Origin of the sequence: Stenotrophomonas sp. LST15-1-1.1, assembly GCF_040815575.1 — a bacterium.
Classification (GTDB): Bacteria; Pseudomonadota; Gammaproteobacteria; order Xanthomonadales; family Xanthomonadaceae; genus Stenotrophomonas; species Stenotrophomonas lactitubi_B.
The window spans coordinates 466,933-492,180 of the sequence record NZ_JBFPNJ010000001.1 but is presented as its reverse complement, the minus strand read 5'-3'; the positions used below and the strand labels follow the sequence as shown (position 1 = coordinate 492,180).

Here is a 25,248-nt window from a genome sequence, read left to right as displayed (position 1 = left end):
ATGCGCCGCACCTGGGCCAACGTGATCGGCAACCAGATCGTGTGGCTGTGCGCCGTTGCCGGCGCCGGCCGTGGCTGGCAATGGCCGGCCGTGCTGTCAGCCAGCGTGTATGTCGGCAGCCAGTTGCTCACCTCACCGCAGCCCCGCCTGGATGTTCGCCTGCTGCTGCTGGCGCTGGCCTGCGCCTGGCTGGTGGATGGCAGCGCTGCCGCCAGCGGTAGCGTGCACTACGCCGCGGCGCCGCTGGGATGGGTGCCGCCGCCGTGGATCTTCGCGCTGTGGGCGGCCTTTGCGATGACGCTGACCGCATCGATGGCCTTCCTGCAGCGGCACTGGCTGCTGCCGGTGGCCCTCGGCCTGCTGGCGCCGCTGGCGTATCTATCTGCGGCGCGCGGATTCCAGGCGGTGCACTTCACCACCCCGGCCTGGCAGGGCGTCGCAACACTGGCGCTGGGCTGGTGCATCGCGCTGTCGCTGCTGTGTGCGGTGGCCCGCCGCGGAACGCCCGGCAACCACGACACCCCATTGATTGGAGCAACCTGATGAGCAGCGTGTGGTGGGTACTGCTGTATGCCGTGTTGATCATGGCCTGCGGCTGGGCGTGGCAACGCAGGCATCGCAACATCGGCATCGTCGATGTGCTGTGGGCAAAGGGTGTGGCGGCCGGCGCGCTGCTGCTGGCATGGCTGGGTGATGGCGCGCTGCAGCCACGCATCTCGCTGGCGGCGCTGGGTGGCCTGTGGGGAGGTCGACTTGCCCTGCACCTGTGGCGCCGTGTGCGCAGCGAAGCAGAGGACGGTCGCTACCGCTATCTGCGTGAGCACTGGCACGGCCACCAGGGAAAGATCTTCGGCTTCTTCATGGCGCAGGCTGCGCTGGTGGTGCTGTTTGCCCTGCCGTTCTTTGCCGTGGCCAACAACCCGCGCAGCGACATGCCTGGCTGGATCGCAGCGGCCGTCGTTGTGTGGTTGCTCAGCGTGGGTGGCGAAGCGCTCGCCGACCGCCAGCTGGCCCGCTTCCGTGCCGACCCGGGCAACAAGGGCCGTACCTGCCGCGAAGGGCTGTGGCGCTATACACGCCATCCCAACTACTTCTTCGAGTGGCTGCACTGGTTCACCTATGTGCTGCTGGCGGCAGGATCGCCCCTGTGGTGGCTGGCCTGGTCCGGGCCGGTGCTGATGTATGTATTCCTGCGCTACCTCAGTGGCGTTCCCTTCACCGAAAAACAGGCGCTGCGCAGTCGCGGTGATGACTACCGTGACTACCAGCGCAGCACCTCGATGTTCTTCCCGTGGTTTCCGCGCAGCCCCAAGGAGTGATTCCGATGAACAGCACCCCGTCCCTTGCTCCGGTTGCCGATACCGAGGGCGGACTCACCGGCTGGGCCGAGCGTGGCTGGCTGCCTGATGCAGCCCTGCGCGCGGGCATCCGTCGCCTGTGCGCACAACGCCTGGCCGAAGAGTCGGCCGGCAGCATGGAGGAGCAGTCGCAGCGCTTCAGCCGCCGCATTGCCGAACTGACCAGCAGCCCGCTGGCCCTGCATGTGGATGCGGCCAACCGCCAGCACTATGAGGTTCCCGCCGCCTTCTTCCAGGGCTGCCTGGGGCATCGCCTGAAGTACAGCAGCTGCTATTACCGCACCGGCAGCGAGACGCTGGACCAGGCCGAGGATGCGATGCTGGAGCTGTACGGACAGCGCGCCGGGCTGGCCGACGGCCAGCACATCCTGGAGCTGGGCTGTGGCTGGGGCTCGCTGACGCTGTGGATGGCCGAGCGCTACCCGAACGCGCGCATCACCGCCGTGTCCAACTCGCACAGCCAGCGCAGCCATATCCTGGCGCAGTGCGAGGCGCGCGGGTTCGGCAACGTCGAGGTGCTGACCCGCGACGTCAACCAGCTGGAGCTGCCTGCAGCGGCATTCGACCGCTGCGTGTCGGTCGAGATGTTCGAGCATGTGCGCAATTACGACCGTCTGCTGGGTCGCATCGCCCGCTGGTTGAAGCCGGACGGCGCGCTGTTCGTGCACATCTTCGCCCATCGCACGCTGATGTATCCGTTCGAAACCGAGGGCGACGACAACTGGATGGGCCGGCACTTCTTCACCGGCGGTCTGATGCCGGCCGCGGACACGCTGCTGCACTTCCAGCGCGAGCTGGTGCTGGACCAGCGCTGGCTGCTGGACGGCACCCACTACCAGCGCACCGCCAACCATTGGCTGGCCAACCAGGATGCCGCCCGCGAGCAGCTGCTGCCGATCCTGGCGCAGACCTATGGCGACGAAGCCGCCGCACGCATCTGGTGGCAGCGCTGGCGCATGTTCTGGATGGCCTGCGCCGAGCTGTTCGGCTACGACGACGGCCAGCAATGGCTGGTCGCCCACTACCTGTTCCGTCCTCGCTGAAGGAGACTGCCACCATGCGCATCGCCCCACTGTTCACGCTGCTGGCCGTTGCCCTGTTCGGTGCAGGCTGCAGCAGCCACGACACCCGCCCCATCCCGCTGCCGTCGAAGGTCGACGTACCCCGTTTCATGGGCGACTGGTATGTCATCGCCCATATTCCGTCGCGGCCCGAGCGCGAGGCCTTCGATGCGGTGGAAAGCTATGCGCTGCGGGCCGATGGCCGCGTCCAGACCACTTTCACCTACCGCAAGGGCAGCTTCCAGTCACCGCAGAAGTCGATGCACCCGATAGGCCGCGTCGAGAAGCACGGCAATGGCGCGGTCTGGGGCATGCAGTTCATCTGGCCCATCCAGGCCGAGTACCTCATTGCCTGGCTGGACGAGGGCTACACCCAGACCATCGTGGCTCGCAGCAAGCGCGACTATGTGTGGTACATGGCGCGTACGCCGCAGGTAAGCGAAGCGGAGTATCAGCAGGCGGTCGACCGAATCAAGGCGATGGGGTATGACACCGCAAAGCTGCGCCGGGTGCCGCAATCGGTGCGGTGAGACGCCTGCAAGAGCTACGGGTTGCGGCTGGGGCTTCAGGCGCGCCAGGGCCCACGACGAGATGAATGGGGGCTCGGTATGCCGCTAGCCGGGCGTAGCCTGCCTCCTCTATAGTCAGCCGAGCACGACAGGCGTGGTGCCTGTCCGGCAACTACAGGGAGTGGGTCATGGGTCTGGTACAAGCGGTGAAGGGTGCAGTCGGCGGCGTGCTGGCGGACCAATGGAAAGACTTCTACACCGTGCCGACCGGCCTGCCGTCCACGGCAGCCCTGTTCGCAGCGGTGCCCCAAGGCACCAATGCCGGGCGCGGCTCGAACACCAGTGGCTCCTCCAACATCATCAGCAACGGCTCGAAGATCGTCGTTCCGGAAGGCTACGGCCTGCTGCTGTTCCAGGATGGTGCGATCACCGCCTTCGTCGCCGAGCCGGGTGGCTACGAATGGCGCTCGGATGACCTGAACTCGCAGTCGATCTTCGCCGGCGACGGCCTGGTCAGCACCTTCATCAAGCAGAGCTGGGAGCGCTTCAAGTTCGGCGGCCAGCCGGGCTCGCAGCAGGCCGCCTTCTTCGTTTCGCTGAAGGAACTGCCGGACAACCGCTTCGGCACGCAGTCGGAAATCTACTGGGATGACGGCTTCCTCAACACCCAGGTCGGCGCGGTCACCCGTGGCTCGTACACGCTGAAGATCGTCGACCCCATCCTGTTCGTGAAGAATTTCGTTCCGGCCAGCTACCTGCAGCCGGGCCAGGTGTTCGACTTCACCGACCTGGACAACGCCGCTGCCAGCCAGCTGTTCAATGAAGTGGTGGGCTCGCTGGCGCCGGCATTCAGCCTGTACACCAACGATCCGGGCAAGGGCAACCGCATCACCAAGCTGCAGCAGGATTCGCTGGGCTTTGCGCAGAGCCTGTCGGCCGCCGTCGAACAGGGCTACCAGTGGAAGTCCGACCGTGGCCTGGCCATCGTCAAGACCGCCATCGTCTCGATCGAGTACGACGCCAACACCCGTGAGCTGCTGAAGACCGTGCAGCGCGCCGATGCCCTGTCCGGCTCGCGCGGCAATTCCAACCTGCAGGCCAGCGTTGCCCAGGGCATCCAGTCCGCAGGTGAGAACGGCGGAGCCGCCGGGCTTGTCGGCGTGGGCATGGCATCGGGCATGTTCGGCGCGGGCAACCTGCAGCAGCCGGCGACCCCCGCCGCGCCGGCTGCCGACGACCCGGTGGCCAAGCTGAAGAAGGCCAAGGAAATGCTGGATCTGGGCCTGATCACCCAGACCGACTACGACGCGCTGAAGGCCAAGGCGCTGGGACTGTAAGCAGACGCAGGACGCGCAACCACCATGTCCGATCCCAGAAACACGCCTCCGCCGCTGCCCCGATCCGCTTCAGCACCGCCGCCGCTGCCGGCGGCGGTGCTGGATGGGCCGGGATCGCCGCAGGACGTCCCTCCCCTGCCCGGCAGCTTCCCGCTCGATACCTCGACACTTCCCGAGGCCATCCGCAATGAAGTCGAGGCGCCCGACCCGGTCGCCATCGACACCTCGGCAGCCGAACTGAAAGACGGCCTCAACCGTTGCCCGAAGTGTGGCGCCACCGACATCCGGCCCAAGCTGGGCACCGACATCCTGGTCTGCCTGTACTGCCGTCACGAATGGCATGGCGCACGGGTGGAAGAAGAATTCGGGCTGGGCGAAGCCATCGACCAGCTGCGTGGCACCGTCATTGCATCGGGCGCACGCGATATCGATGCCGACACCTCGGCACTGATGACCTTCAAATGCACCGGTTGCGGCGCCGAAGTCACGGTCAACACCGAAAGCACGATGACAGCGCGTTGCCACTGGTGCCGCCACGTGTTCGGCGTCAACGAACAGATCGCCAATGGCGCGGTGCCTGACGCCGTGCTGCCGTTCCACATCAAGAAGGAGGATGCGGTCGCGCGCATCCGCCAGTTCGTCGACAAGCGCCGGATGTTCGCACTCAAGGCGTTCAAGGAACAGTTCACCCCGGAAAACGTGGTGGGTGTGTACCTGCCCTACATGATCGTCGACGGCAATGTCAGCGCAGCGGTGGCCGGCAAGGGCGAGATCAAGACGCGCGAATACACCCGTGGCAGCGAGAAGAACAAGCAGACCTACTACGACGCGGATGTCTACCAGGTGGAACGCCAGGTCGACTTCACCGTGGACGACCTGCCGTTGGAATCCTCGGCCGAGCGCGGCAACCTGGACACGCGTGCCAACACCAACAACATCATCAACACGATTCTGCCCTTCGACACCAAGAACGCGGTGAAGTGGAACGCCTCCTATCTGGCCGGCTTCACTTCGGAAAAGCGCAACCTGGATGTCGAAAAGCTGCGGCCGCGGCTGGAAGACCAGCTGCTGTCGATCGCCCGCGCGCAGGTGGAAGGCACGGTGCGCCGTTACGACCGTGGCGTGCGCTGGGAGCAGGAGCAGCTGGAGGTGCACGGCACCCGCTGGGTGGCCATGTACCTGCCGGTGTGGCTTTATTCGTACCACCAGCCCGGCAAGAACGGCGGCATGCTGCACTACATCGCGGTGAACGGCCGGACCGGTGAAACCATGGGCAGCGTGCCGGTGCAGCAGTGGAAGATGCTGCTGGCGGCGCTGACCGCCGGCACGATCATCGAAGCCCTCGCAATTGCCTTCCTGGTGGCCAGCACATGAGTGATGACAGTGGTCTTTGGTTGTTGGCGGCAGGCCCGGCCGGCGCAACTGCGCTGTACTGGGCGCTGTACCGGTTCTACCGCAACACCGACAAATCGCATTCGTTCGAACACGAAACCGAGATCGATGCCAAGCCGGTGACCGGCTCGGATCGTCGGGTGGATTCGATCTCGGGCACGCAGGAAAAGCGGATCCGCGGCGACAACGTGTATGAGTATCGAAAGCGGGTGGCGCGGGTGAACAGCGGAGACGATTGAACGCTCCGCCAGCGCTTCGGGGGCTGGGACCATCCCAGCCTTCGAAGCAGACCGGAACGTCAGGTAGCCGTACGTTCCGATACCCCTCGATTCAGTCCGGCGCCACCTCTCCGTTGATCTGCTCCATCACTGAGCGCTTGTCGCCACTTGCAGGCATCGGCCGCACCAGATTGCGCAGCAGCCGCAGGTCCTGCTGCCGGCCAAGCGCGTCGCTGAGCCGATGCAGCGCCTTGTAGCGATGCCCCGAGGCGTGCAGCGACTCGTAGTGCCGCACGTGCAGCTGGAGGTCGCAGGCGATATCCAGTTGCATGCGCAGCCTGCGCACGCGTCGTCGCCAGCGGTGGACCGCCGCGGCACCGCCGTCGCGTTTCGCCCGTGCGGCAGCCTTGTCCACGCGGCGCCAGCTACGCTCAAGATTCTGGCGCAGCGGCCCACGCCGCAGCTGATGCCAGGGCTGCACTGCCACCTGCTGTTGCACCGCTGCCAGGACACGCAGGCGACGTGCAAACCCCGGGTCACGCTGCAGGGTCGCCTGCAGCAGCCGCTCACGACGCAGGACGAGCATCCGGATGACGCCGTTCCATCGCGGATCGGTAACCCGCTCCTGCAGTTGTCGCGCGACTTCGACCACCACATGCGCATCACGAAGGCGGGACAGGCCATCACCCAGGCGCTTCAATCTCAGGTCGGCAGCCTCGACGTCCAGCGCTGCGTGATCCAGCAGCGCCAACAGGGACCGCAATCTGCGGATGGCCTTGCGCGCGGAATGGATGGCCGGGTGCGGGTCGGATGCCGACGACAGCGCCGCAGCGATCGCGGCACACTCATGCAGCGCTCTCTGGCGAAGGGCCTCGCCGGCTTCTGCTGCGGACATCGATGTTCCCTGCCGGGATGGGAGCCGCAGTGTAGCCTGCTCCCCGTCGGGAGCCGGCACCACGCAGCCGTGACGCCGCGCTGCCTAGACTTGCGCCCTTCGCCCGTGCTGATCCAGCCACGCTGGCGCACAGCACCCATCCTACCGTTCGAGATCAACGTGACGTCCCTGCCATCATTTGCCACCCGCGACAGCCGGGCCACAGACAGCGTCAACATGGCACTGGCCGCTGGGGCCATCGTCGGCACCTGGTTCTGGAATGTCCAGACCGACCAGCTCACGGTCGATGAAGCCCTGGCCCGCGCCTTCGGCCTGGACCCGGCAATGGCGCAGCGGAAACTGCACCTGCAGGACGTACTTGGCGCAGTGCATCCAGATGACCTGCCCGCGCTGTCGGCGGCGATTGAACAGACCGTGCAGACGGGCGGGCGCTTTGCCCACCAGTACCGCGCGCGCAGCACCGACGGCAGTTACCACTGGCTGGAAAGCATCGGCAGGGTCGATCTGGATGCCCAGGGCCGTGCGCTGGGTTTCCCGGGCGTGCTGATCGACATCGATGAGCGCCTGCGCGTCGAGGCCGAGCGCGACCAGGCGCAGGCGCTGCTGCGCTCGTTCGTGGAGGCGGCGCCGGGCGTGATGTACGCCAAGGACCGGCAAGGTCGGCTGCTGATCGGCAACCACGGCACCACCGAGCTGATCGGCCTGCCGCCTGAGGAGTACATCGGGCGCACCGACGCCGAACTGTTGGGCGACCCCGCCCAGGCGGCGTCGGTGATGGCGACCGACGAGCGCATCATGTCCAGCGGCATCAGCGAGCAGCTGGAGGAGGAAGTGAGCTTCCCTGATGGCCGCCGGGCCTGGTGGCTGTCGACCAAGTCGCCGCTGCGCGACGCCGATGGCACCGTGATCGGCCTGGTCGGTACGTCACTGGACATCACCGACCGCAAGGCCGCCGAAGCCGAGCGTCGTGATATCGAAGAACGCTACCGGCTGGCCGCGCAGGCCACCAACGATGCCATCTGGGATTGGCGCATCGCCGATGGCCAGGTGATCTGGAACGAAGCGCTGGCCAGCCTGTTCGGCCACACGGAGAAGAACACGACCGCACAATGGTGGCTGCAGCACATCCACCCCGATGACCGCGCGCGCATCGATCACGGCATCCACGCCGTGATCGACGGGAACGGCAGCGGCTGGACGGACGAGTACCGTTTCCAGCGAGCGGATGGCAGTTATGCGTCGGTGCTGGATCGCGGAACGGTCCTGCGCGACGCCGATGGCACCCCGCTGCGGATGATCGGGGCCATGCTGGATCTCTCCGGACGGAAGGCCGCTGAAGCTGCGCTGGCCGACAGCGAAGAGCGCCTGCGGCTGGCCACCGAAGCAGGCGAGCAAGGGTTCTGGGACGTGGACATGGTGCAGGACGTGCTGATCTGGCCGGCGCGCACCAAGGCGATGTTCGGCATCTCCTCCGGTGCGTCGGTGACCATGGACGACTTCCGTGCCGGACTGCATCCAGACGACCGCCCGGCAACCCTGGCCGCGTTCGCCGCCGCCTGCGATCCCGAGCGGCGCGAGACCTATGACGTGGAGTACCGCACCGTCGGCAAGGAGGATGGCATCGTCCGCTGGGTCGCCGCCAAGGGCCGCGGCATCTTCGAATTCGGCAGGTGCGTGCGCGTTCTGGGCGTGGCGGTCGACATCACCGCACGAAAGGCGGCCGATGCGCGGCTGCAGGAGCTGAACGGGCAGCTGGAGGCACGTGTGCGGACCGAAGTCGCCGAGCGCCTGCGGGTGGAAGAGGCGCTTCGCCAAAGCCGAAAGATGGAGGCCGTCGGCCAGCTGACCGGTGGTATCGCCCATGACTTCAACAACATGCTGGCGACGGTGATCGGGCCGCTCGACCTGCTGGCGCTGCGTCTCGGCGACAGTGACGCGCGCGCCAGCCGCTACATTGAAATGGCCCTTGATGGTGCGCAGCGCGCCGCCCAGCTGACCCAGCGCCTGCTCGCATTCTCGCGCCAGCAACCGCTGCAGCCGGTGGCGATGGATGCCAGCCGCCTGGTAGCCGGAATGACCGACCTGCTGGTGCATTCCCTTGGCAGCAGCATCATCCTTGAAACCGCACACGGCCCGGACCTGTGGTGGACCCATGCCGACGCCAACCAGCTCGAGAACGTGGTCCTGAACCTGGCGGTCAACGCGCGCGACGCGATGCCCTCAGGCGGCCGGCTGAAGATCGAGACCCGCAACCAGCGCGTCGACCTCGACACCGCATCGGCGCATGCGGGCGTGCCTGCAGGCGACTATGTCGTGATCGCGGTGACCGATGATGGCAACGGGATGACGCCGGAGGTGATGGCACGCGCGTTCGATCCGTTCTTCACCACCAAGCAGGTCGGCCAGGGCACCGGGCTCGGGCTGTCGCAGGTTTATGGCTTCGTCCAGCAATCAGCCGGGCATGTGAAACTCGATTCCGCACCCGGCAAAGGGACGCGGGTACAGGTCTACCTTCCGCGGCTGCTGACCGACATCGGCATCCAGGCTGCCGCATCGGATGACGATGCACCGGCCCTGCACGTTGGGCGCGAGCACATTCTTGTTGTGGACGATGATGCGGCAGTCCGCGCGTTCTCGGTCGATGCCCTCACTGAACTCGGCTACCGGGTACTGGCCGCAGACGGCGCCGGCAGCGCCTTGGCGCTGCTGCAGGCCCATCCAGAGGTCGCGCTGTTGTTTACCGACGTGGTGATGCCCGAGGTCAATGGGCGGCAGCTGGCCGAGCAGGCACGCGCGCGCCATCCAGACTTGAAGGTGCTGTTCGCCACCGGCAACAGCCGCAACGCATTGGTCGACAACAACGTGCTGGATGCGCAGGTTCACTTGATCGGCAAACCGTTCACCATCGGCGAACTCGCTTCGCGGGTAAGGACCGCGCTGGCCGCCGATGGATGAAGGCCGGCACCCGGGCGGCGCCGCAGCCAGCAGTGGATGAATGCGCGGCCTGGTGTGTTTCACCATGTGCCTACCGCGGCACCGCCATGCTGTCCCGGCATTGAAACCGCCAGCCAGCCTGCCGCAGCCAGCGAGGAGCCACGATGAGCCCACCGTCACACCTTCCCCTGTCGCGCCGGGAGCTGTTGAAGTTGAGCGCGGGATCGGCCACAACCATGGCCCTGCCTGCGGTGGTCGCTGCGGCGGAGCCGGACCGCACTGGTGCGCGGGCACCCGAGCTGATGCAGGTGGACTTCGAGGTCAATGGAACCGCGCGATCGCTGCGGCTGGATACCCGCGTCACCCTGCTCGATGCGCTGCGTGAGCACCTGCACCTGACCGGCAGCAAGAAGGGATGCGACCACGGCCAGTGCGGTGCCTGCACCGTGCTGGTGGACGGCCGGCGGATCAATGCCTGCCTGACCCTGGCGGTGATGCACCAGGGCGCGAAGATCACCACCATCGAAGGTCTCGGTACGCCAGACCGGCTGCACGCGATGCAGGCGGCCTTCGTCAAGCATGACGGATTCCAGTGCGGCTATTGCACCCCGGGCCAGATCTGTTCGGCCGTTGCCGTGCTGCAGGAAATCAAGGCAGGTATACCGAGCCACGTCAGCGCCGGGCTGGATGCGCCCAGCGCCTTCACCGCCGAAGAACTGCGCGAGCGCATGAGCGGCAACATCTGCCGGTGTGGCGCCTATTCCAACATCATCGAGGCCATCAAGGACGTTGGGGAGGCCAGCGCATGAGAGCTTTCAGCTACGAGCGCGCCCGGTCTCCCGCCGAGGCGGCAGCGGCAGCGGCGCGTACCCAGGGCGCACGGTTCATTGCCGGCGGCACCAACCTGCTGGACCTGATGAAACTGGAGATCGAGACGCCCGCCCACCTGATCGATGTCAATGGGCTGGAACTGGACAGCATCGAGCCAACCAGCGAAGGAGGCCTGCGTGTCGGCGCGCTGGTATGCAATACCGATCTGGCGGCCGACCGGCGCATCCGGCGTGACTATGCGGTGCTGACCCGCGCGCTGGTTTCCGGCGCATCGGGTCAACTGCGCAACAAGGCCACCACCGCCGGCAACCTGCTGCAACGCACCCGCTGCCCTTATTTTTACGACACCGCACAGCCCTGCAACAAGCGGCTGCCCGGCAGTGGCTGCGGCGCGCGCGAAGGATTCAGCCGGCAACTGGCAGTGATCGGCGCCAGCGAGCACTGCATCGCTACCCATCCCAGCGACATGGCGGTGGCAATGATGGCGCTGGATGCATCGGTGGAGACCGTCCGCGCCGACGGATCGCGCCGGAACATCGCGCTGGACGCCCTGTATCGCGCTCCCGGACGCACGCCGCATATCGACACCGTGCTGGACAAGGGCGAGCTGATCTCCGCTGTGATCCTGCCGCCGCCACCGGGCGGCGTCCATGTGTACCGGAAGGTCCGCGATCGCGCGTCATATGCGTTCGCCCTGGTGTCGGTGGCGGCGATCCTGCGGCCCGATGGCAGCGGCCGGATTGCCCTCGGCGGTGTCGCCCACAAGCCGTGGCGCAGCGATGCGGCCGATGCGGCCTTGCCGAAGGGCGCCGGCGCCGTGATGTCGGTGCTGCTGCAGGGCGCTGCGCCAACCGCACAGAACGCCTTCAAACTGGTGCTGGCCGAACGCACGTTGGCTTCCATCCTGCAGGACATGAGGGCCGAGGCATGAAGTTCGACACTCCCGCAGGCCGCAATCCCATCGATGCGCAGACCGTCGTCGGCAAGCCGCACGATCGCATCGACGGCCCGTTGAAGGTCACCGGCAAGGCCACCTACGCACACGAATGGCATGACGCCACTCCGTCCGCACCCGCCTATGGCGTGGTGGTCGGCGCGGGGATTGCCACCGGCACCGTGACCCGCATGGAGCTGGAGGCCGCGCGACGCTCGCCCGGCGTTGTGGCCATCGTGACCGCCGATACCGCTGGGCCGCTGCATCCGGTCAAGCGCAACGCCGCGCCGCTGCTGGGTGGTCCCAAGGTCCACCACTATCACCAGGCACTGGCGGTGGTGGTGGCTGAAACGTTCGAACAGGCCCGCGCCGCGGCCGGACAGATCCGCATCCGCTATGCCCCGCAGCGCGGCCACTTCGATCTGGCGGAGGCAAAGCAGGCGGGCGCTTCCCTGCAGACGCCGGAGCCCGATGCGCGCGTCGGCGATTTCGAGAAGGCCTTCAGCCAGGCGGCGGTTACGCTTGACGCGACCTACCACACCCCGGACCAGTCGCACGCAATGATGGAGCCGCACGCGACGATGGCCGCCTGGGAAGGCGACCAGCTGACGGTGTGGACCTCCAACCAGATGATCGACTGGGGCCGCACCGATCTGGCCCGTACGCTGGGCATCGCCAAGGACAAGGTGCGCCTGGTATCGCCCTACATCGGCGGCGGCTTTGGCGGAAAGCTGTTCCTGCGCTCCGATGCGTTGTTGGCCGCGCTCGCCGCACGCGCTGCCAAGCGGCCGGTGAAAGTGGCCCTGCAGCGGCCGCTGATCGCCAACAACACCACGCACCGCCCGGCCACGCTGCAGCGCATCCGGCTGGGCGCAACGCCTGAGGGAAGCCTGACCGCCATCGGTCACGAATCATGGTCGGGCAACCTGCCAGGAGGCTCGCCGGAGGAAGCGGTGCAGCAGACCCGCCTGCTGTATGCGGGACCCAACCGCTTGGCGGCACTGCGCTTGGCCACCTTGGACCTGCCCGAAGGCAATGCCATGCGCGCGCCAGGCGAAACGCCGGGACTGATGGCGCTGGAAATCGCCATGGACGAAATGGCCATCAAGCTCGGCCTGGATCCGATCGAATTCCGTATCCGCAACGACACCCAGGTCGACCCGTCCAACCCCGAGCGCCCCTTTTCGCAGCGGCAGCTGGTGCAGTGCCTGCGCACGGGCGCTGAACGGTTCGGCTGGCAGCGGCGCAGCGCCACCCCGGGCGCCGTGCGCGATGGCCGCTGGCTGGTCGGCATGGGCGTGGCGGCGGGCTTCCGCAACAACCTGGTGATGAAATCCGGCGCACGCGTCCGCCTCGCCACTGATGGACAGGTCACCGTGGAAACCGACATGACCGACATCGGCACCGGCAGCTACACCATCATCGGCCAGACGGCGGCGGAAATGCTCGGCGTTCCGTTGCAGCAGGTCACGGTCAAGCTGGGCGATTCCCGTTATCCCGTGGCTGCCGGTTCCGGTGGCCAGTGGGGCGCCAACAGCGCCACCGCAGGCGTCTACGCCGCATGCATGGCGCTGCGCACGAAGATCGCCCAGGCGCTGGGAATGGACCCGGCGGCCGCGCAGTTCGAAGCCGGCAAGGTGACCGCAGGGGGCCGCAGCCGCGCCCTTGCCGATGCCGCTCAGGCCGGCGAGCTGGTGGCCGAAGACAGCATCGAGTTCGACACGCTGCAGGAGAAGTACCAGCAGTCCACCTTCGCCGCGCATTTCGTCGAGGTGGGCGTGGATGTGGCCTCGGGGGAAAGCCGGATCCGCCGCATGCTGGCGGTGTGCGCGGCCGGCCGCATCCTCAACCCGAAGACCGCGCGCAGCCAGGTGATCGGCGCGATGACGATGGGCATCGGCGCAGCGCTGTCGGAGGAACTGGTGGTGGATCGGCGGCTGGGGTTCTTCGTCAATCACGACCTGGCCGGCTATGAAGTACCCGTACATGCCGACGTGCCGCACCAGGAGGTGGTCTTCCTCGATGAAAGCGATGCGGTGTCATCGCCGATGAAAGCCAAGGGCGTTGGCGAGCTGGGCCTGTGCGGCGTAAGCGCGGCAGTGGCCAACGCGGTATACAACGCGACCGGAATCCGCGTGCGCGAATATCCACTGACCTTGGACAAGCTGCTCGCCGGCCTGCCGGACATCGCATGAATAATGCGCTCCACCCTGCCCCGTTGGATCTGGACGGTGGCAACCCGCGCCCGGTGCTGCTGGCCGCCGCCGACGCGGCGCGCGCCGGTCGTCCGGCTGCGTTGGCCGTGGTGCTGCAGACGGAAGGGTCCAGCTACAGCCGCGCGGGCACCTGTGCGCTGTTCGAACCGGGTCGACAGGTGGGCTGGCTGAGTGGCGGCTGCCTGGAACCGGAGCTTGCGCGACAGGCTGCCAACGCGGTGGATGCCGGGCGCATCGCATGGATGGAGATCGACAGCCGCGACGACGCTGCCCTGTTCTCCGGCAATGCAACCGGGTGCCGGGGCCGGCAGTGGCTGGCACTGCTTCCGTTGCCGCAGCTCGGCGGCATCGAACTGCTTCTCGATGCGTGGCTGCAAGGACCGCACACGCTGTATCTGGCACTGCAAGCCGACGGGCGGCTCGACGCCCACTGCGGCGCCTTTACCTTCAGCCGCACGGTGCCCGCCGCCGCGCTGCAGTCGTCGGACGGCAGTCACCGCTGGCGGCTGCAGTGGCACCGGTCGCCTGTCGCGCACATGCACGGTGCAGGTCCGGAAGCGGCGCTTCTGCTGCTTCTGCTGGACCGGCTGGGCTGGTGCGCGCATGTCGAAGAACCGCGGCCCCGCTGGCGCGAGCACCTGTCCCTTGCCGGTGGCTCGTATTCTTCTTCCGCTGCCGCCGACGTGGCCGATGCCGCACTCGTGATGCATCACAATTTCGAGCTCGACCGAGACGCGCTCCAGCGGCTCGCAGACTCGCGCGTACCCTTCATCGGCCTGTTGGGGCCACGCCGTCGCAAGGACGATCTTTTCAGCGTGCTGGATACCCGCACGCGCCTAGCCCTGGAACCGCGCCTGCGCTCGCCGATCGGCCTGCCACTGGGCGGACGTGGTCCCGAAGCGATCGCCTTGAGCGTCGCCGCGCAGCTGCAGGCATGGCGGCACGGAACGCCCCTGGCCGCGCCATGACCGGACATGCAGTAGTGGTGCTCGCAGCCGGGCGCAGCCAGCGCCTGGGGCAGCCCAAGCAGCTGCTGCGCGTGGGCGGAGAGACGCTGTTGCGACGCAGCGTGCGGCTGGCAGTGGAAACATCGCCGGACACGCTGGTCGTGGTGCTGCCCCAGCACCCACGCTTCGAAGAAGAACTCCACAGCCTGCCGGCACAGTGGCTTCGCAATCCCAACCCTGAGCTTGGCATCGGCGGCAGCCTGTCGCTGGCCGCTACGCACGTGTACAGCGCCGCGAGGGTGCTGGTGATGATCTGCGATCAACCGATGCTGCGCGTGGACCACCTGCGCGTGCTCCTGGGTGCAGCAGCCGCTGCACCGTCCGGCTGCGCCGCCACGGTACTGGGCGACACCATCGGCGTGCCGGCGGTGGTGCCGGGGGCCTGGTTTGGCGGAACAGGACTGGAAGCGGCAGGCGGGGGATTTGGCCGGCGGCTGCGGCAGACAGAAGGCATTGCGCGGTGCTCCGGCGCCGGGCTGGAATGCGATATCGATACGCCCGAGGACCTGCGCCGCGCGCGCGAGCTCGGCTGGCTTGATCCTGCGTCTGCATGAGTGCTGCCGCGGCACCTGACCTTGCCTGACCGCGCCGCACGGCAGCCTGGCATACACGCTGCGCGGACGCTCCGCCACGCAGGATGGAGCGCCCGCCACCAGCCAGCCCTCCCGCACATGGCCGCACCCTCAGGCTCCCGCCTTGTCATCTACGCTGCGCTGGCGGGCAATCTCGCCATCGCCATTGCCAAGTTCATCGCCGCCGGCCTGTCGGGCAGTTCGGCGATGCTCAGCGAGGGCGTGCACTCGCTGGTCGATACCCTCAACGAAGTGTTGCTGCTGTACGGCCTGCGCCGCGCCGAGAAGGCCCCCGACACCCTGCACCCGTTCGGCTACGGCCGCGAGTTGTACTTCTGGAGCTTCATCGTCGCCCTGCTGGTATTCGCCGCCGGCGCCGGCGTCTCGGCCTACGAGGGCATCCAGCACATCCGCCAGCCGGAGCCAGCCAGCAATCACGCGATCAGCTACAGCGTGCTGGGCATCTCCATCCTGTTCGAAGGTGCCTCATGGTGGGTGGCGCTGCGAGAGTTCCGCCGCAGCAAGGGCTCACTGGGATACTTCGAGGCGTTCCGTCGCAGCAAGGATCCGTCCACGTTCACCGTGCTGCTGGAAGACAGTGCCGCCCTGCTCGGCCTCGGGTTCGCGCTGGTCGGGCTGCTGGCCGCGCAACTGCTGGAGATGCCGGTGCTGGATGGCGTGGCCTCGCTGTGCATTGCCGGTGTGCTGGCGCTGACCGCATTCCTGCTCGCGCGCGAGACCAAGGGCCTGCTTATCGGTGAGCCGGCCCACCCGGCGGTGGCGCAACGGATCATGGCCGTGGCCGTGACCGACCCCGACCTGCGCCGCGCCAACGGTGTGACCAACCTGCAGATGGGCCCGAAGCAGGTGGTGGCAATGCTCAGTGCAGAGTTCGAGGATGATCGCACCACGCCGCAGATCGAGGCCTGCATCACCCGGATCGAGTCTGCGGTGAAACAGGAGTTCCCGGAACTGGTGGCCTTGTTCATCAAACCGCAGACACCGGAAGTGTTTGCCGCGCGCCGGGCCGCGCTCGATCGCCCGGGCACGACGGACTGACGCCGCGCTGGCGACAGCTTCACCGCCGACAGGCCATGATTCCAGCATGCCGAAGCAGAGCGGTCCAGACGCCATGTTCACCGCGCAGCCCGTTGACGGGACGCGACTACCCCGTGCCTTCTATCAGCGACCTTCAACGGTGGTCGCCCCCGAGCTGCTGAACAAGCTGCTGGTGCGCAACGATGGCCGCATGGCACGCATTGTCGAGGTCGAGGCGTACGCGGGCAGCGATGATCCGGCGGCGCATTCCTGGCGCGGCATGACCGCGCGCAACGCCAGCATGTTCGGCGAAGCAGGTCATCTCTATGTCTACTTCACCTATGGCATGCACTGGGGCAGCAATGTCGTCTGCGGCGACGTCGGTGAGGGCGTTGCGGTTCTGCTGCGTGCCGCCGCACCGGTTGCCGGGCAGGAACTGATGTACCCGCTGCGCCCTGCCGCCCGTCGCGACCACGACCTGGCCAGCGGCCCCGGCAAGCTGTCGCAGGCGTTTGGCCTGGACCGGCGCTTCGACGGCGCCGACCTGGTGACCGCCAGCCACGGCATCACGATAGTGGACGACGGCATGCCGCCGCCGCACGATCCGGTGGTGGGGCCGCGCATCGGCATCACCCGTGCCGTGGATTTTCCCTGGCGCTGGCATGTGCGCGATCATCGTCACGTTTCGGTACGCGCGCCCCGCGCGGCAACGCGAAGGAAACCTGCATGAAGCCCAGCACTGAAAGCGCATTGACACCAGCATCACTGTTTCACGCAACGGCATAACGTGCCGCGCCCTAGCGTGACCGCTGTGACCTGCCCTTCCCTGCCGGAGACGCAGTGCCTGCCATGGATGAAGCTTCCAGACTTCTCGAGATCGATCGCCTGGGTGTTCTCGATACGCCGCCAGAGCCCGTGTTCGATGCCATCGTTGCCGCCGCCCTCGCTGCCACAGGCATGCCCATCGGGCTGATTTCCATCGTTGCCGCGCAACGGCAATGGTTCAAGTCCAGCATCGGGCTGGGCGACATTACCGAAACGCCCCGCTCCATCTCTTTCTGTTCGCATGCCATCGAGCAGGACGAGCTGCTGGAGATTCCAGACGCGCGGCAGGACCCGAGGTTCGCCGGCAGTCCGCTGGTCACCGCAGGGCACCGGGTACGCCACTATGCCGGCATCGCACTGACGACCGCCCATGGCGCGCGCATCGGCACACTGTGCCTGCTCGACACGTTGCCCGGCGTGCTGTCGCCGTCGCAACGGGAATTGATGGTCCATCTTGGCCGGGTCACCACGCAGGTGCTGGAGCAACGCAGCGCACTGCTGCGACAGGTCGACCAGGCGCAGGCACTGCATCGCGATCTGAAGCGCAGCGAGGACTTCCTGCAGCGCACCAACACCGCCGCCAAGGTTGGCGGCTGGGAACTTGACCTGGGCACCGATGAGGTGCGCTGGACGCGCGAGACCAAGCAGATCCACGGCGTGCGCTCCAGCTACCAGCCCACCCTCGAATCGGCCCTGTCGTTCTACCGTCAGGACAGCCGCAGCATCATCCAGACTGCCGTGCAGCGTTGCGTGGAGGATGGCACGCCCTGGGAGGTGCAGCTGCCGATGCGCACGGCCGACGGACGCAGCATCTGGACCCGCGTGGTGGGCAACCGGCAGCAGGTGGAGGGCCATCCACGGCTGGTGGGCGCGATCCAGGACGTCACCGAAGAACGCGCGGCGTTGGACGCCCTCGAGGCGAGTGAGGTGCGCTATCGCCGGCTGTTCCACTACAGCCTCGGGCTGATCTGCACGCACACACTGGATGGCACGCTGACTTCGGTGAACCCGGCGGCGCTGCAGTCACTGGGCTACGAGGAACGTCATATCATCGGCCGCAGCCTGTGCGACTACATGCCCCCCGAGCGCCGCGACGTGTTCAATGCCTACCTGAAACGCATCGAAGCCAACCACACCGATGCCGGCGTCATCGAGCTCATCGCCGCCGATGGCACGCTGCGCTACTGGGCCTACAACAACGTGCTCGACAGCGAAGGACAGCCGCCCTTCGTGCTGGGCCACGCCCAGGATGTCACCGCGCTGCGCCTGCAGGAGCAGCGCCTGCGCGAGCTGTCACTGAAGGATCCACTCACCCAGTGCCACAACCGCCGCTACCTGCACCGGCTCGATGAGATGACCGCCGGAACATGGGCATGCCTGGTATTCGACCTGGACGATTTCAAACGGATCAATGATGCGCAGGGCCACCGCCGCGGTGACGCGATCCTGGTCGACTTTGCCGCGTTCCTCAGGACGCCGCTGGGTGCGGGAGAGACCGTGATCCGCCTGGGCGGAGACGAGTTCCTGGTGGTGCTGACCGCATCGGCGTCCGCGCGCCTTCCCCTGCTTGAGGGATGGTATGCCGCCAACGCAGCGCAGTCGCCGACGGCGTTCTCCATGGGCGCGGCGCTCAGTGCGCCGGGTGAATCGGTAGCCGACACCATCCATCATGCCGACAGCCAGCTCTATGACGCGCGTGCACGGGTACGCACGGAGCGACGCGACGAATAGCGATAGCGGCAGCGCCCGCTGTCATCCCAAGGCAACGCCTCAGCCGGCGAGAAAGCGCGTCATCCGCTCCAGCTCGTCATCCAGCGCATTGCGGAACAGAACGTCCTTCATGGGCGAGGCGCTGGCGAAACCGATATCCGGCTGCAGGGCGCCGTCCTTGGCGGTGACATTGGCCCAGCCGACCACCTGGTCGCGCCACAACAGCGGCAGCGCGTAGTAGCCGAAGCGACGCTTGGCCGCCGGTGTGTAGGCCTCGAACCTGTAGACCCAGCCCCAGAGCAGCTCGAACCGGCGCCGATCCCAGGCTACCGGATCGAAGGGTGCCAGCAGCCGCACCTGCTCATCGGCCTGATAGCGCCGCGAACGGGGATTCTCCTCGGCCGGCCAGTACCAAGTGGTTCCGTCGATGATGCAGCCGGCCAGGCGCTCGCGTGCCAGCCGCAGTGCCTGCTGGATCTCGGCGGCCAGATGTGGAGCGCCATAGCCCAGCAGCCGCGCCAGATAGGTGAGGCTGGCCGAAGGCAACGGCGCGTACTTGCGCACCACCAGATCGATCAGTGCGGTGGCGCGCTGCAGGCGTGCGGCCTTGCCGCCCTCGGCGAGTGCATGTTCTGCAACGGCATAGATGCGGGTGCCACTGTCACGCCGCGCGATGCGCAGCAGGCCACGATAGTGCATGCCATCCAGCAGATGGGTACTGGCATTGCTGGTGCCGCCCCAGTAGTTGGTCACCCGGCCATGTGCGAACGCCTGGTCGACCTCGCGCGGATGTACTGCACCGCGCTCCTGAACGAACGCCAGCACCTCGGCCGCCTTGCGCCGCGTGCTGGCGTCCCACGGCCTGCGGGACACCCGCGGGTGCATCAACGACAGGTGTTCGCGCGGCAGGAAGCCGTAGTTGACCAGGAAATCTTCCTCGATCGGCAACCGGCTGTAGCGGCGCTCCAGATCTCCAGCCTGATAGCCCTTCACCCGGTGCCGCAGGGTCAGGTCCTGGGCACGCGCAGGCGCACGGATGGGATCGGCCTGCACGAAACCCAGGCGACGTATCGCGGTCAGCAGCGTGGTGGGCGTGAACAGCGTGCGGGCTACGGCGTAGCGACGCAGATCGTCGAGGGTGGGCGCGGTCGGCATGGGTCGATTGTAGAGGCGGGCGCACCCGGTGTGCGTTGCGGCCTGGACAGACACCAGCGACGTGATCCGGGCGACGCTCCGCGACGATGAATGCCGTTGCTCAGCGCAGCCACTGCGCGTAAGCGGCCAGGACCGCCAGGTGCCCCACGTAGTACACATAGAACGCCCAGCGCGAGCGCGGAACTCTCCAGGAAACCCTGGCCAACGCCAGTACCAGCGGGATGGCCAGCAGCGCCCATCCATTGCCATTGACCCAGCACAGCCCGCCGAATCCGAACGCCAGCAGCCAGTAGGCCCGGTGGCGGAATGCGATCCAGCCCAGCATCACGAATGCCACCCCCGCCCATTGGTAGTCCATGAAGAACGGCAGCAGGCCTGCCGCCACCAGCAGCAACAGTTGCCGGTTGTTGGCAAGCGCATACACCGCCACGGCGGCTAGGCAAAACGTCAACAGGATGTTGAGGGGCAGCCAGCTGCTGAAGGCCAGCGCATGCAGCGGCTGCGCGAGCAGGCCCCATGCGGCCAAGCGCCGGATCGACTTGCCCAGATCGGCACCCGGTTGCGCCAGGTTGCAGGCCATCACCAGCGCAAACAACGGGAAGGCGATGCGCCCCAGCTCGCTGACCACCGGCACATAGCCACCGAACACCACTTTGGCGACGTGATCGCCGGTCATCGACAGCAGCGCGATCCACTTCAGCAGCTCGCGGGCGCCGCTGCCGAGGGTGCCGTGCGCCGGCGGGGCGTGTACGGCGACGTCCTGCGCGCTCATGTCCTTCATCCTCTGCGTCCTGCCGGGTCCATCTCGTCAGGAATCGACGGTGTTACCCCTTGAACGCAAAGAGTACTTGAACCTGAGGCGGATGACGCTGGCCGCTGCACCCCGCTATCCTTGCAGTCCCCGCTTGTGAGCCATCACCATGCGCACGCTGTACCCGCCGATCACCCCGTACCGCGAGCACACGCTGCCCGTCGATACGCTGCACACCCTGCATATCGAAGAATGCGGCACGCCTGAGGGCATTCCGGTGGTGTACCTGCATGGCGGCCCCGGCGCCGGCATCTCGCCCACCCATCGCCGCTTCTTCGACCCGAAGCGCTACCGTATCGTGCTGATCGATCAGCGCGGCAGCGGCCGCTCCACGCCGTTCGGCGAGCTGCGTGACAACACCACGCAGGATCTGGTGGCCGACATCGAGAAGGTGCGCCAACACCTGGGCATCGAACGCTGGCTGGTCTACGGCGGCTCCTGGGGTTCGACGCTGTCATTGGCCTATGCACAGGCGCATCCCGACCGCGCCACCGGCCTGATCGTACGCGGCGTTTTCCTGGGTCGCGAGGAAGAGAACCGCTGGTTCGCCGAGCTCAACGGCGGTGCCCGCTGGATCTTCCCGGAGCGTTGGGATCGCTACGAGGCGCATATCCCGGAGGACGAGCGCGGCAACATGCTCGAAGCGTACTGGAGGCGCCTGGACCATGCCGACGAAGCCATCCGCATCGCCGCGGCACAGGCCTGGCTGGGCTGGGAAGACAATGCCGCCACGCTGCTGCATGACGTCGATGCGGCGTCCGCTACCGATCCGCTCGATACGCTGGCCAAGGCGCGCATCGAGGCGCATTACTTCCGCCACAACACCTTCCTGGAACACGGCCAGCTGCTGCGCGATATCGATCGCATCCGCCATCTGCCGGGCGTCATCGTGCAGGGGCGCTACGACATCATCTGCCCACCACGCAGTGCCTGGGATCTGGCCAAGGCCTGGCCGGAAGCCACCTTGCAGATGGTCATCGCCGGCCACAGTGCCAACGAAGCGGCCACTACCGATGCGCTGGTGCGGGCTACCGACGCTTTCGCGGACCGCAGCTGAACAGAAGGGGCCAACGGCCCCTTTTTCTATACCAAGGTATAGCCGGGCTAACCCACGGGCCTCTAGGCCTGCTGAATACGAGCGCGGACAATAGCGCCACTGGCCAGCCACTGGCCGCCCCACGCGGAGACGCAGATGGATCCCGACCCTGCCGGGCGCGACGCGCGCCCTTGCCTGCCCCCTTGTTCACTGCTGGCGACTGACGGCCGGTTCCTGTCCGTGTAAGCGATGGGAGCCCCGGGCAGCGCCTGCCCGGAGGAATCCCATGTCCTACAAGATTCTCTACATCACCGTCCGCCGCCTGATCGGTGAGCGCGATGTTTCCGCCCTGCGCAGCCTGCTGCTGCAGCACGGCCCTGTCCTCTTCGCCCGTTCGCTGGCCCTCGGCTCGCCTCGGGTGGTGGCCGACGCCCTGTCGCTGCTGCCGATCAGCGAGCGCATCAACGTGCTGCGCCACCTGCCCTACCCGCTTCGCGATGCGATGAAGCCGCTGTGCATCGGCGGCAGCCAGCGGCTGCGCATGCAGCCCTGGTCGCCCGCGGTGCTGGCCATGCGCCACGCCTGACGACCCGCCCCTTCCGCTCCACGTGCCGGCTACGCCCGGTGCCGTTCCAAGAGGATCTTCCCATGAGCCTGCTCAACGCCTGGTTCAACGCCTTCCTGCGCAGCCGCCGCGCGGGCAACCTGTTCGGTCGTCGTGCGATGCCCGAAGCCGGTTACGGCCGTGGCAGCACGCAGGCCGCACCGGCCACGCTCACTGCCGGACTGCTCGCACTGGCACAGGGCAGCGACGCCGATGCGCTGGCCACGCTGCAGTCGCATGTCGACGGTCTCAGCCCGCATGAAGCCGAAGAGCGCCTGCAGCGCTTCGGCCCGAACGAGGTCGACCACGAGAAGCCGCTGCCGTGGTGGCGTCATCTGTGGCAGTGCTATCGCAACCCGTTCAACCTGCTGCTGACGGTGCTGGCGGCCGTGTCCTGGCTGACCGAAGACGCCAAGGCGACGGTGGTGATCGGTGCGATGGTGGTGCTGTCCACCTTGATCCGCTTCGTGCAGGAGGGTCGCTCCAACCGCGCGGCCGAACGGCTGAAGGCCCTGGTGGGCAACACCGCGCGCGTGCTGCGCCGCGCTGCAGGCACCGAAGCGGCCGAGGTGGCCGATCAGTACTTCGGTGCACAGCTGCACAGCCGGCGGCCGGCACGGCTGCTGGATCTGCCGATCCGCGATCTGGTGCCGGGCGACCATATCGTGCTGTCGGCAGGCGATATGATTCCGGCCGATTGCCGCGTACTTGCGGCCAAGGACCTGTTCGTCGCGCAGGCCGCGATGACCGGCGAATCGTTGCCGGTCGAGAAGTTCGTGCAGCCGGGCAACGCCGAGGCTGGCCTGATGGAACAGGCCAACCTGTTGTTCATGGGTACCAATGTAGTGTCCGGCACGGCAACAGCACTGGTGCTGGCCACCGGCAACACCAGCTACTTCGGCACCCTCGCCCAGCGCAGCAGTGCCAGCGATCGCGCGCCTACGGCATTCCAGGCCGGGGTCAACAGTGTCAGCTGGCTGCTGATCCGCTTTGCCCTGGTGATGGTGCCGTTCGTCCTGCTGGTCAATGGCTGGACCAAGGGCGACTGGACCGAAGCGTTCCTGTTCGCGCTGTCGGTAGCGGTCGGCCTGACCCCGGAAATGCTGCCGATGATCGTCACCTCCACCCTGGCCAAGGGCGCGGTGCTGCTGTCACGGCGCAAGGTGATCGTCAAGCGCCTGGACGCGATCCAGAACTTCGGCGCGATGGAAGTGCTGTGCACCGACAAGACCGGCACCCTCACCCAGGACAAGATCGCACTGGAGCGGCACACCGATGTGTTCGGCCAGGATTCGGAGGATGTGCTGACCTTCGCCTATCTCAACAGCCACTTCCAGACCGGCCTGATCAACCTGCTCGATCGTGCGGTGCTGGAGCATGTGGAGCTGCAGAGCTCGCTGCGCCTGTCGCAGGACTACCGCAAGGTCGATGAGATCCCGTTCGACTTCGAGCGCCGCCGCATGTCGGTGGTGGTATCCGAGCGCGAGGATCATCACGAATTGATCTGCAAGGGTGCGGTGGAGGAAATGCTGGCGGTGTGCAGCACCGTGCGCGAAAACGGCCAGGACATGCCGCTGGATGAGCAGCGCCTGGCCCGCGTGCGGCAGACCACCGAGGAACTGAACGAACAGGGCCTGCGTGTAGTGGCCGTGGCGATGAAGGAGACCGCGGCGAGCCAGAGCGTGTACACGCAGGCTGACGAGTGCGAGCTGACCCTGGTGGGCTACGTGGCCTTCCTCGATCCGCCGAAGGAGTCGGCCGCGCACGCGCTGCAGGCGCTGGCCGCGCACGGTGTGGAAGTAAAGGTATTCACCGGCGACAACGAGCTGGTGACCGCGCGGGTCTGTGCCCAGGTCGGCCTGGACGCCGACACGATCGTGACCGGTCCGCAGATCGAGCGCATGGACGACGCTGCCGTGGCACGTGCACTGCAGGAACACCGCGTGTTCGCCCGCCTCACGCCGCTGCACAAGGAACGGCTGGTGCGCGAGCTGCGTGCACAGGGCAAGGTGGTCGGCTTCCTCGGTGATGGCATCAACGATGCTCCCGCACTGCGGGCAGCCGATATCGGCATCAGCGTGGACAGCGCGGTGGACATCGCCAAGGAGGCGGCCGACATCATCCTGCTGGAAAAGAACCTGATGGTGCTGGAGGAAGGCGTCATCCAGGGGCGGCGCACCTTCAGCAACATGCTCAAGTACATCCGCATGACCGCCAGCTCCAATTTCGGCAACGTGTTCTCAGTGCTGGTGGCCTCGGCGTTCCTGCCCTTCCTGCCGATGCTGCCGTTGCAGCTGCTGGTGCAGAACCTGCTGTATGACATCTCGCAGATCGCCATTCCCTTCGACAATGTCGATGAGGAACTGGTACGCAGGCCGCTGAAGTGGAACCCGGCGGACATCGGCCGCTTCATGGTGTTCTTCGGGCCGATCAGCTCGATCTTCGACATCAGCTGCTTCGCCTTGATGTGGTACGTGTTCGACGCACGCACGCCGGCCGACCAGGGCTTGTTCCAGTCCGGCTGGTTCGTGGTCGGTCTGCTGACCCAGACCCTGATCGTGCACATGATCCGCACCCCCAAGGTGCCGTTCCTGCAGAGCATCGCCGCGCCGCCGCTGCTGCTGATGACCGGGGCGATCATGGCCATCGGCGTGATCCTGCCGATGAGCCCGCTGGCAGGCTACTTCAAGCTGCAGGCGCTGCCGGCCGGCTACTGGCCGTTCCTGGTGGCGATCCTGTTCGGCTATGCGGTGCTGACCACTGCGCTGAAGAAGCTCTACATCCGCCGTTACGGCTGGCAGTAAG

General features: G+C 66.8%; 22 protein-coding genes. 19 read left to right on the top strand and 3 right to left on the bottom strand.

Going from position 1 to position 25,248, the window contains the following annotated elements; translation table 11 throughout:
• The 7 genes from MRBLST15_RS02265 (at nucleotide 1) to MRBLST15_RS02235 (ending at nucleotide 5,896) form a co-directional block, all read left to right on the top strand.
• Complete coding sequence (locus MRBLST15_RS02265; protein WP_367785034.1) at nucleotides 1–543, top strand: DUF2878 domain-containing protein; 543 nt, start codon at nucleotides 1–3, stop codon at nucleotides 541–543.
• Entirely contained in the window at nucleotides 543–1,319 is a 777-nt protein-coding gene (locus tag MRBLST15_RS02260) for a DUF1295 domain-containing protein (RefSeq protein WP_367785032.1), read from the top strand. The genes MRBLST15_RS02265 and MRBLST15_RS02260 overlap by 1 nt, the downstream gene beginning before the upstream one ends.
• 5 nt (nucleotides 1,320–1,324) lie before the next feature.
• Complete coding sequence (locus MRBLST15_RS02255; RefSeq protein WP_367785030.1) at nucleotides 1,325–2,401, top strand: SAM-dependent methyltransferase; 1,077 nt, start codon at nucleotides 1,325–1,327, stop codon at nucleotides 2,399–2,401.
• Between the two features lie 14 nt (nucleotides 2,402–2,415).
• A complete protein-coding gene (locus MRBLST15_RS02250; protein ID WP_312704049.1) occupies nucleotides 2,416–2,949 on the top strand; it encodes a lipocalin family protein in 534 nt (177 codons plus the stop codon).
• A gap of 167 nt (nucleotides 2,950–3,116) precedes the next feature.
• On the top strand, nucleotides 3,117–4,265 hold the full coding sequence (locus MRBLST15_RS02245) for an SPFH domain-containing protein (protein ID WP_229978891.1): 1,149 nt from the start codon (nucleotides 3,117–3,119) through the stop codon (nucleotides 4,263–4,265).
• A gap of 24 nt (nucleotides 4,266–4,289) precedes the next feature.
• The gene (locus tag MRBLST15_RS02240) at nucleotides 4,290–5,639 is read left to right on the top strand and encodes a TFIIB-type zinc ribbon-containing protein (RefSeq protein ID WP_265952445.1); all 1,350 of its coding nucleotides are present in this window, start codon (nucleotides 4,290–4,292) and stop codon (nucleotides 5,637–5,639) included.
• Nucleotides 5,636–5,896 carry a hypothetical protein gene (locus MRBLST15_RS02235; protein WP_265952444.1) on the top strand — a complete coding sequence of 87 codons (261 nt, stop codon included), beginning with the start codon at nucleotides 5,636–5,638 and terminating at the stop codon, nucleotides 5,894–5,896. Before MRBLST15_RS02240 ends, MRBLST15_RS02235 begins: the two co-directional genes overlap by 4 nt.
• A gap of 91 nt (nucleotides 5,897–5,987) precedes the next feature.
• On the opposite strand, the gene MRBLST15_RS02230 is transcribed toward MRBLST15_RS02235, so the two are convergent.
• Nucleotides 5,988–6,770 carry a CHAD domain-containing protein gene (locus MRBLST15_RS02230; RefSeq protein WP_367785027.1) on the bottom strand — a complete coding sequence of 261 codons (783 nt, stop codon included), beginning with the start codon at nucleotides 6,768–6,770 and terminating at the stop codon, nucleotides 5,988–5,990.
• A gap of 159 nt (nucleotides 6,771–6,929) precedes the next feature.
• Here MRBLST15_RS02230 and MRBLST15_RS02225 point away from each other — a divergent pair, with 159 nt between their 5' ends.
• The 9 genes from MRBLST15_RS02225 (at nucleotide 6,930) to MRBLST15_RS02185 (ending at nucleotide 18,858) form a co-directional block, all read left to right on the top strand.
• On the top strand, nucleotides 6,930–9,725 hold the full coding sequence (locus MRBLST15_RS02225) for a PAS domain-containing hybrid sensor histidine kinase/response regulator (protein WP_367785025.1): 2,796 nt from the start codon (nucleotides 6,930–6,932) through the stop codon (nucleotides 9,723–9,725).
• Between the two features lie 143 nt (nucleotides 9,726–9,868).
• Nucleotides 9,869–10,513: an aldehyde dehydrogenase iron-sulfur subunit PaoA gene (gene paoA / locus MRBLST15_RS02220; RefSeq protein WP_367785023.1), complete on the top strand. Its 645-nt coding sequence runs from the start codon at nucleotides 9,869–9,871 to the stop codon at nucleotides 10,511–10,513.
• A complete protein-coding gene (locus tag MRBLST15_RS02215; protein WP_367785021.1) occupies nucleotides 10,510–11,466 on the top strand; it encodes an FAD binding domain-containing protein in 957 nt (318 codons plus the stop codon). The genes paoA and MRBLST15_RS02215 overlap by 4 nt, the downstream gene beginning before the upstream one ends.
• Nucleotides 11,463–13,664, top strand: coding sequence for an aldehyde oxidoreductase molybdenum-binding subunit PaoC (gene paoC, locus MRBLST15_RS02210; protein ID WP_265952437.1), 2,202 nt, complete (start codon nucleotides 11,463–11,465; stop codon nucleotides 13,662–13,664). The genes MRBLST15_RS02215 and paoC overlap by 4 nt, the downstream gene beginning before the upstream one ends.
• Complete coding sequence (locus MRBLST15_RS02205; RefSeq protein WP_367785019.1) at nucleotides 13,661–14,653, top strand: XdhC family protein; 993 nt, start codon at nucleotides 13,661–13,663, stop codon at nucleotides 14,651–14,653. Before paoC ends, MRBLST15_RS02205 begins: the two co-directional genes overlap by 4 nt.
• Nucleotides 14,650–15,246, top strand: a complete 597-nt coding sequence (locus MRBLST15_RS02200) for a nucleotidyltransferase family protein (RefSeq protein ID WP_367785017.1) — start codon at nucleotides 14,650–14,652, stop codon at nucleotides 15,244–15,246. Before MRBLST15_RS02205 ends, MRBLST15_RS02200 begins: the two co-directional genes overlap by 4 nt.
• A 117-nt stretch (nucleotides 15,247–15,363) precedes the next feature.
• Complete coding sequence (locus tag MRBLST15_RS02195; protein WP_367785015.1) at nucleotides 15,364–16,323, top strand: cation diffusion facilitator family transporter; 960 nt, start codon at nucleotides 15,364–15,366, stop codon at nucleotides 16,321–16,323.
• Nucleotides 16,324–16,369: 46 nt separating this feature from the next.
• Complete coding sequence (locus MRBLST15_RS02190; protein ID WP_367785013.1) at nucleotides 16,370–17,032, top strand: DNA-3-methyladenine glycosylase; 663 nt, start codon at nucleotides 16,370–16,372, stop codon at nucleotides 17,030–17,032.
• A 119-nt stretch (nucleotides 17,033–17,151) separates the two neighbouring features.
• Complete coding sequence (locus MRBLST15_RS02185; RefSeq protein ID WP_312704040.1) at nucleotides 17,152–18,858, top strand: sensor domain-containing diguanylate cyclase; 1,707 nt, start codon at nucleotides 17,152–17,154, stop codon at nucleotides 18,856–18,858.
• 39 nt (nucleotides 18,859–18,897) lie between these two features.
• Here MRBLST15_RS02185 and MRBLST15_RS02180 read toward each other — a convergent pair whose 3' ends face one another.
• Together MRBLST15_RS02180 and MRBLST15_RS02175 are read right to left on the bottom strand one after the other, a co-directional pair.
• Nucleotides 18,898–19,992: a DNA glycosylase AlkZ-like family protein gene (locus MRBLST15_RS02180; protein WP_265952746.1), complete on the bottom strand. Its 1,095-nt coding sequence runs from the start codon at nucleotides 19,990–19,992 to the stop codon at nucleotides 18,898–18,900.
• A gap of 100 nt (nucleotides 19,993–20,092) precedes the next feature.
• The gene (locus tag MRBLST15_RS02175; protein WP_367785010.1) at nucleotides 20,093–20,764 is read right to left on the bottom strand and encodes a TraX family protein; all 672 of its coding nucleotides are present in this window, start codon (nucleotides 20,762–20,764) and stop codon (nucleotides 20,093–20,095) included.
• A gap of 148 nt (nucleotides 20,765–20,912) precedes the next feature.
• Between MRBLST15_RS02175 and pip the strand changes: the two genes are divergently transcribed.
• The 3 genes from pip to mgtA all read left to right on the top strand — a co-directional run bounded on the left by pip (nucleotide 20,913) and on the right by mgtA (nucleotide 25,247).
• Nucleotides 20,913–21,860, top strand: a complete 948-nt coding sequence (gene pip / locus MRBLST15_RS02170) for a prolyl aminopeptidase (RefSeq protein ID WP_367785008.1) — start codon at nucleotides 20,913–20,915, stop codon at nucleotides 21,858–21,860.
• A 265-nt stretch (nucleotides 21,861–22,125) separates the two neighbouring features.
• Complete coding sequence (locus MRBLST15_RS02165) at nucleotides 22,126–22,425, top strand: hypothetical protein (protein ID WP_100552609.1); 300 nt, start codon at nucleotides 22,126–22,128, stop codon at nucleotides 22,423–22,425.
• A 62-nt stretch (nucleotides 22,426–22,487) separates the two neighbouring features.
• Nucleotides 22,488–25,247 (top strand): magnesium-translocating P-type ATPase, encoded by a 2,760-nt coding sequence (gene mgtA / locus MRBLST15_RS02160; protein ID WP_367785006.1) that lies wholly within the window; start codon nucleotides 22,488–22,490, stop codon nucleotides 25,245–25,247.
• Nucleotide 25,248 lies beyond the last annotated feature (1 nt).

What these genes read in the sequence shown, in the direction of transcription:
- MRBLST15_RS02265 (WP_367785034.1), top strand. Translation starts at nt 1, where the DNA reads ATGCGCCGCACCTGGGCCAACGTGATCGGCAACCAGATCGTGTGGCTG.
- MRBLST15_RS02260 (WP_367785032.1), top strand. Translation starts at nt 543, where the DNA reads ATGAGCAGCGTGTGGTGGGTACTGCTGTATGCCGTGTTGATCATGGCC.
- MRBLST15_RS02255 (WP_367785030.1), top strand. Translation starts at nt 1,325, where the DNA reads ATGAACAGCACCCCGTCCCTTGCTCCGGTTGCCGATACCGAGGGCGGA.
- MRBLST15_RS02250 (WP_312704049.1), top strand. Translation starts at nt 2,416, where the DNA reads ATGCGCATCGCCCCACTGTTCACGCTGCTGGCCGTTGCCCTGTTCGGT.
- MRBLST15_RS02245 (WP_229978891.1), top strand. Translation starts at nt 3,117, where the DNA reads ATGGGTCTGGTACAAGCGGTGAAGGGTGCAGTCGGCGGCGTGCTGGCG.
- MRBLST15_RS02240 (WP_265952445.1), top strand. Translation starts at nt 4,290, where the DNA reads ATGTCCGATCCCAGAAACACGCCTCCGCCGCTGCCCCGATCCGCTTCA.
- MRBLST15_RS02235 (WP_265952444.1), top strand. Translation starts at nt 5,636, where the DNA reads ATGAGTGATGACAGTGGTCTTTGGTTGTTGGCGGCAGGCCCGGCCGGC.
- MRBLST15_RS02230 (WP_367785027.1), bottom strand. Translation starts at nt 6,770, where the DNA reads ATGTCCGCAGCAGAAGCCGGCGAGGCCCTTCGCCAGAGAGCGCTGCAT.
- paoA (WP_367785023.1), top strand. Translation starts at nt 9,869, where the DNA reads ATGAGCCCACCGTCACACCTTCCCCTGTCGCGCCGGGAGCTGTTGAAG.
- MRBLST15_RS02215 (WP_367785021.1), top strand. Translation starts at nt 10,510, where the DNA reads ATGAGAGCTTTCAGCTACGAGCGCGCCCGGTCTCCCGCCGAGGCGGCA.
- paoC (WP_265952437.1), top strand. Translation starts at nt 11,463, where the DNA reads ATGAAGTTCGACACTCCCGCAGGCCGCAATCCCATCGATGCGCAGACC.
- MRBLST15_RS02205 (WP_367785019.1), top strand. Translation starts at nt 13,661, where the DNA reads ATGAATAATGCGCTCCACCCTGCCCCGTTGGATCTGGACGGTGGCAAC.
- MRBLST15_RS02200 (WP_367785017.1), top strand. Translation starts at nt 14,650, where the DNA reads ATGACCGGACATGCAGTAGTGGTGCTCGCAGCCGGGCGCAGCCAGCGC.
- MRBLST15_RS02195 (WP_367785015.1), top strand. Translation starts at nt 15,364, where the DNA reads ATGGCCGCACCCTCAGGCTCCCGCCTTGTCATCTACGCTGCGCTGGCG.
- MRBLST15_RS02190 (WP_367785013.1), top strand. Translation starts at nt 16,370, where the DNA reads ATGCCGAAGCAGAGCGGTCCAGACGCCATGTTCACCGCGCAGCCCGTT.
- MRBLST15_RS02185 (WP_312704040.1), top strand. Translation starts at nt 17,152, where the DNA reads ATGGATGAAGCTTCCAGACTTCTCGAGATCGATCGCCTGGGTGTTCTC.
- MRBLST15_RS02180 (WP_265952746.1), bottom strand. Translation starts at nt 19,992, where the DNA reads ATGCCGACCGCGCCCACCCTCGACGATCTGCGTCGCTACGCCGTAGCC.
- MRBLST15_RS02175 (WP_367785010.1), bottom strand. Translation starts at nt 20,764, where the DNA reads ATGAGCGCGCAGGACGTCGCCGTACACGCCCCGCCGGCGCACGGCACC.
- pip (WP_367785008.1), top strand. Translation starts at nt 20,913, where the DNA reads ATGCGCACGCTGTACCCGCCGATCACCCCGTACCGCGAGCACACGCTG.
- MRBLST15_RS02165 (WP_100552609.1), top strand. Translation starts at nt 22,126, where the DNA reads ATGTCCTACAAGATTCTCTACATCACCGTCCGCCGCCTGATCGGTGAG.
- mgtA (WP_367785006.1), top strand. Translation starts at nt 22,488, where the DNA reads ATGAGCCTGCTCAACGCCTGGTTCAACGCCTTCCTGCGCAGCCGCCGC.